The sequence below is a fragment of the Streptomyces boluensis genome (assembly GCF_009908195.1).
GTDB classification, from domain to species: Bacteria; Actinomycetota; Actinomycetes; order Streptomycetales; family Streptomycetaceae; genus Streptomyces; species Streptomyces boluensis.
The window spans coordinates 1-5,362 of record NZ_JAAAHS010000458.1 but is presented as its reverse complement, the minus strand read 5'-3'; the positions used below and the strand labels follow the sequence as shown (position 1 = coordinate 5,362).

The window sequence follows — 5,362 nt, the reverse complement described above, 5'->3', positions numbered from 1 at the left end:
GGGTCGGGGTCGGGGCGCCCTCCGACGAGGTCCTGAAACCTGCGGCTCGGCCCGGCCCAGCGCCGGTCGTGCCGGAAGGCCCGCAGGCCCGCACGCGCGCGGGTGCGTGGCCGGCGCTTGTAGAACAGCTTCGACCACGGTGACGCGGGCCGCGCCAGCCGTACCGCCCCGAACAGCGCGACGAACGGCACCACCGTGCCGATCAGGGCGACGCGCGGCTTGCCCTTGCCGAGGGCGACCAGGGCGAAGAAGAAGTTCAGGGCGGTGTTGAGCACGACGGCCACCCGGTTCTGCCGCTCCTCCGGCGACAGTTCGTTCACCCCGAAGGGCAGGAAGCCGCCGAGGACCAGGGCCACCAGGGCGGCGGTGAGCACGACGACCTCGACACTCTTGCGGCCCGCCTCGCTCCAGTACACGTCGTCCAGGTGCAGGATCAGCGCGAACTCGTCGAGGACCAGGCCCGCGCCGAGCCCGAACAGGACCGCGGAGACCAGCGAGCCGAAGCTGTGCTGCCCCGCGGCGACCGCGCCGAAGCCGCCGATGACGGTCAGGACGATGCCGGGCACGACGTGGTGGATGTGCAGATCACCGGTCTTGACGTTGCCGAACGGGCCGCGGCCCGCCCGGATCATGCGCGTGATGATCCGCGTGACCAGGAACGACAGCACGAACGAGACGAGCGCGAGGAGCAGCGGCAGCTTCCCCGGCTCGACGATGTTCCGGTACCACCAGTCGCTCATCCACCGCTCCCGAATTGCGCGTTATGCGCAATTTAACGCGGTACGGCGGACCGGGCACGGTCCCCGGGGAGCGACCCCGCCTCAACTCCCCAGCACCAGCACCACGAGCGCCACCGTCGCCGCCGTCTCCGCGAGCGCGCCGAACACGTCCCCGGTGACCCCGCCGAACCGCCGTACACAGCGCCGCAGCAGCAGCTCGGCCGCGCCCGCCGCCACCAGCACCGCCGCCCCGCAGCGCAGCGCCTCGTACGGCCCCCACAGCGCCCCGGCGAGCGCCGCCGGCACCGCGGTCGCGGCCAGGGTGAGCAGCGCGCCGCGCACCGGGACCGTCCCGGCGACCGCCGCACCCAGACCGTCGGGCCGGGCGGCCGGGACGCCCGCGCGCGAGGCCAGGGTGAGGACCGTGCGGGCGGCGACCGCCGAGACGACGGCGGCGAGCGCGCCCGCGGCCAGGCCCGACTCGTACGCCCGGGAGAGGGCCGCGACCTGGGCGAGCAGCGCGAACAGCAGGGTGACCACGCCGAACGGGCCGATGTCGGAGCGCTTCATGATGTCGAGGGCAGCCTCGGCGGGCTTGTTGCTGCCGAGGCCGTCGGCGGTGTCGGCGAGGCCGTCCAGGTGCAGGCCGCGGGTGAGCGCGGCGGGCACCGCGACCGTGGCGACGGCGGCGAGCAGCGGGCCGGTACCGAGCAGCAGAAGCACCGCCCCGAGCGCGGCCGCGCACAGGCCGACCACCAGACCGGCGAGCGGCGCGCACAGCATGCCGGTGCGGGCGGCGCCCCGGTCCCAGCGGGTGAGCCGTACCGGCAGCACGGTCAACGTGCCGAAGGCGAACCGGAGTCCGTGCCCGAGGTCGTCCCGTATGCCGTTGCCGTCGTCGCCGTTCACGCTGTCCCCGTCGCCCGCTGAGTTCACCGCGGCAGGTTAACCGCCGTCGGCCGGGCCACTCCCGGCGCATTCGGCGCGACCCCGCGTAGGCTCGGCTCCGGCGCTCCTCCGGGCCGGTCGTACGATGCGGCTGGGCCCGGTCGACCCCATCCCCTCGGCCACCACTCAACGGAAGCGAGAATTCACCACCGTGACTGCTCTGACTCTGAAGCCCGCCGCCGCTGCCGGGCAGCGCGCCGACGTGATCGTCGTCGGTGTCGCGAAGGGCGCCAAGGGACCGGTCGTCGCTTCGGGCGCCGAGGTCGTCGACAAGGCGTTCGGCGGCAAGCTCGCCGCGGTCCTCGAAGCGCTCGGGGCTTCGGGCGGCGAGGGTGAGACGACCAAGCTGCCCGCCGCCGACGGGCTGAAGGCGCCGGTCGTCCTCGCGGTCGGGCTCGGCGGAGTGCCGGAGAAGGACGAGGCGTACGACGGGGACGCGCTGCGTCGCGCCGCCGGAGCCGCCGCCCGCGTCCTGACCGGCACCACGAAGGCCGTGTTCGCCCTGCCCGCCGACGGCCCCGACGCCGTCGCCGCGATCGCCGAGGGTGCCGCGCTCGGCGGCTACTCCTTCGACGCGTACAAGGAGAATGGCGACGACGACGCGAAGGGCCCGCTGGCCGAGGCCGTCCTCGCCGTGGAGAAGCCGCGCGACAAGGCCACCAAGGCCGCCCTCGAGCGCGCCACCGCGGTCGCCGAGGAGGTCAACCGCTCCCGCGACCTGGTCAACACCCCGCCGAACGACCTCACCCCCGAGGCCTTCGCCGCCGTCGCCTCCGCCGCGGCCAAGGAGCACGGCATCAAGGTGCAGGTGCTCGACGAGAAGGCCCTCGCCAAGGGCGGGTTCGGCGGCATCCTCGGCGTCGGCGCCGGCTCGGACGCTCCGCCGCGCCTGGTGAAGCTCGCGTACTCGCACCCGAAGGCGAAGAAGTCGCTCGCGTTCGTCGGCAAGGGCATCACGTACGACTCCGGCGGCATCTCGCTGAAGCCGGCCGGGCACAACGAGACGATGAAGTGCGACATGGCCGGTGCCGCCGCCGTGTTCGCCGCCGTCGTCGCCGCCGCCCGCCTCGGCCTCGAGGTGAACGTCACCGGCTGGCTCGCCCTCGCGGAGAACATGCCGTCCGGCGGCGCCACCCGCCCCGGCGACGTGCTGCGGATGTACAGCGGCAAGACCGTCGAGGTCCTGAACACCGACGCGGAGGGCCGGCTCGTCCTGGCCGACGCGCTGTGGAAGGCCTCCGAGGCGAAGCCGGACGCGATCGTGGACGTCGCGACCCTGACCGGCGCGATGGTCCTGGCGCTCGGCAAGCGGACCTTCGGCATCATGGCCAACGACGACGCTTTCCGTACGTCGATCCACGAGATCGCGGAGGAGGTCGGCGAGCCGTCCTGGCCGATGCCGCTCCCCGCCGACCTCAAGAAGGGCATGGACTCCCCGACCGCCGACATCGCCAACATGGGCGAGCGGATGGGCGGCGGCCTGGTGGCCGGTCTGTTCCTGCAGGAGTTCGTGGGCGAGGGCATCACCTGGGCCCACCTGGACATCGCGGGCCCGGCCTTCAACGAGGGCGGACCGTTCGGCTACACCCCCAAGGGCGGCACCGGTTCCGCCGTGCGCACCCTGGTCCGGCTCGCCGAGCGCACCGCCGCCGGCGACCTGGGCTGACCGAGCATTCCCGCGTACGGCCCCGGAGTTCACACCCCGGGGCCGTACGCGCTTCGGGGCCCGCCACGGCGGTGCCCCGGTCGACCTGTCCGGGTTTCGCTCATGACGAAATCCGTAGGTCGATACGCAGCAGTAATCCTCTGAGACGGTGTTGCCCCCGTCTCAGACAGCGGCCCGGCGTCCCGTCACCCGTCGACAAGTGCGAAGATGGGTTCTCGGCAGGACAGGGCCCCCACCACAGGGCCGAAGGAACAAGCGGCCGAACACCAGCCGCCGCGCGGTCATCGGAGACCGGCGTACGGCGCACATGCATGGAGGACGTGACGTGGCGAACGACGCCAGCACCGTTTTCGACCTAGTGATCCTCGGCGGTGGTAGCGGCGGTTATGCCGCGGCCCTGCGCGGAGCGCAGCTGGGTCTGGACGTCGCCCTGATCGAGAAGAACAAGCTCGGCGGCACCTGCCTGCACAACGGCTGCATCCCCACGAAGGCCCTGCTGCACGCCGGCGAGGTGGCCGACCAGACGCGTGAGGCCGACCAGTTCGGCGTCAAGGCGACCTTCGAGGGCATCGACATCAAGGCCGTCCACAAGTACAAGGACGACGTGATCTCCGGCCTGTACAAGGGCCTGCAGGGTCTCGTCGCCTCCCGCAAGGTGACGTACATCGAGGGCGAGGGCCGCCTGTCGTCCCCGACCTCCGTCGACGTGAACGGCCAGCGTGTGCAGGGCCGTCACGTCCTGCTCGCGACCGGCTCCGTGCCGAAGTCGCTGCCCGGCCTGGAGATCGACGGCAACCGCATCATCTCCTCGGACCACGCCCTGACCCTGGACCGCGTCCCGCAGTCCGCGATCATCCTGGGCGGCGGCGTCATCGGCGTCGAGTTCGCCTCGGCGTGGAAGTCCTTCGGCGCCGACGTGACGGTCGTCGAGGGCCTCAAGCACCTCGTCCCGGTCGAGGACGAGAACAGCTCCAAGCTTCTTGAGCGCGCGTTCCGCAAGCGCGGCATCAAGTTCAACCTCGGCACGTTCTTCGAGAAGGCCGAGTACACGCAGGACGGCGTCCGCGTGACCCTCGCCGACGGCAAGACCTTCGAGGCCGAGGTGCTTCTGGTCGCCATCGGCCGCGGCCCGGTCTCGCAGGGCCTGGGCTACGAGGAGCAGGGCGTCGCGATGGACCGCGGCTACGTCCTGGTCGACGAGTACATGCAGACCAACGTGCCGACCATCTCGGCCGTCGGTGACCTGGCCCCGACGCTCCAGCTCGCGCACGTCGGCTTCGCCGAGGGCATCCTGGTGGCGGAGCGTCTCGCCGGTCTCAAGACCGTGCCGATCGACTACGACGGCGTGCCGAAGGTGACGTACTGCCACCCCGAGGTCGCCTCCGTCGGTCTCTCCGAGGCGAAGGCCAAGGAGGTCTACGGTGCGGACAAGGTCGTCGCTCTGAAGTACAACCTGGCGGGCAACGGCAAGAGCAAGATCCTCAAGACCGCGGGCGAGATCAAGCTCGTCCAGGTCAAGGACGGCGCAGTCGTCGGTGTCCACATGGTCGGTGACCGGATGGGCGAGCAGGTCGGCGAAGCGCAGCTCATCTACAACTGGGAGGCGCTGCCTGCCGAGGTCGCGCAGCTCATCCACGCGCACCCGACGCAGAACGAGGCGCTCGGCGAGGCTCACCTGGCGCTGGCCGGCAAGCCGCTGCACTCCCACGACTAGTCGCTCTCCCGCAGGGACCGCGCCCCCTTATCCGTACGTAGTTCGTTAGGAGCAACCGAAACCATGTCGGTTTCCGTAACCCTGCCGGCGCTCGGCGAGAGCGTTTCCGAAGGCACCGTCACCCGCTGGCTGAAGGCTGAAGGCGAGCGCGTCGAGGCCGACGAGCCGCTGCTCGAGGTCTCGACCGACAAGGTCGACACCGAGATCCCGTCGCCCGCCGCCGGTGTGCTGCTCGAGATCGTGGTCGGTGAGGACGAGACCGCCGAGGTCGGCGCGAAGCTCGCCGTCATCGGTGCCGCCGGCGCGGCTCCGGCC

General features: G+C 71.7%; 5 protein-coding genes. 3 read left to right on the top strand and 2 right to left on the bottom strand.

Annotated features, from left to right (window positions below; all coding sequences use genetic code 11):
• Together GUY60_RS33650 and GUY60_RS33645 are read right to left on the bottom strand one after the other, a co-directional pair.
• Positions 1-740: hypothetical protein (locus GUY60_RS33650; protein ID WP_161704825.1), on the bottom strand; the 740-nt coding region annotated here is incomplete at its 3' end.
• Positions 741-821: 81 nt separating this feature from the next.
• On the bottom strand, positions 822-1,604 hold the full coding sequence (locus GUY60_RS33645; RefSeq protein WP_161704827.1) for an adenosylcobinamide-GDP ribazoletransferase: 783 nt from the start codon (positions 1,602-1,604) through the stop codon (positions 822-824).
• Between the two features lie 214 nt (positions 1,605-1,818).
• Between GUY60_RS33645 and GUY60_RS33640 the strand changes: the two genes are divergently transcribed.
• The 3 genes from GUY60_RS33640 to GUY60_RS33630 form a co-directional block, all read left to right on the top strand.
• Positions 1,819-3,333, top strand: a complete 1,515-nt coding sequence (locus GUY60_RS33640; protein WP_161704823.1) for a leucyl aminopeptidase — start codon at positions 1,819-1,821, stop codon at positions 3,331-3,333.
• Positions 3,334-3,658: 325 nt separating this feature from the next.
• Positions 3,659-5,047, top strand: coding sequence for a dihydrolipoyl dehydrogenase (gene lpdA / locus GUY60_RS33635; protein WP_161704821.1), 1,389 nt, complete (start codon positions 3,659-3,661; stop codon positions 5,045-5,047).
• Between the two features lie 63 nt (positions 5,048-5,110).
• Positions 5,111-5,362 (top strand): biotin/lipoyl-containing protein (locus GUY60_RS33630; RefSeq protein ID WP_312866522.1); only part of this gene is annotated, 252 nt, incomplete at its 3' end.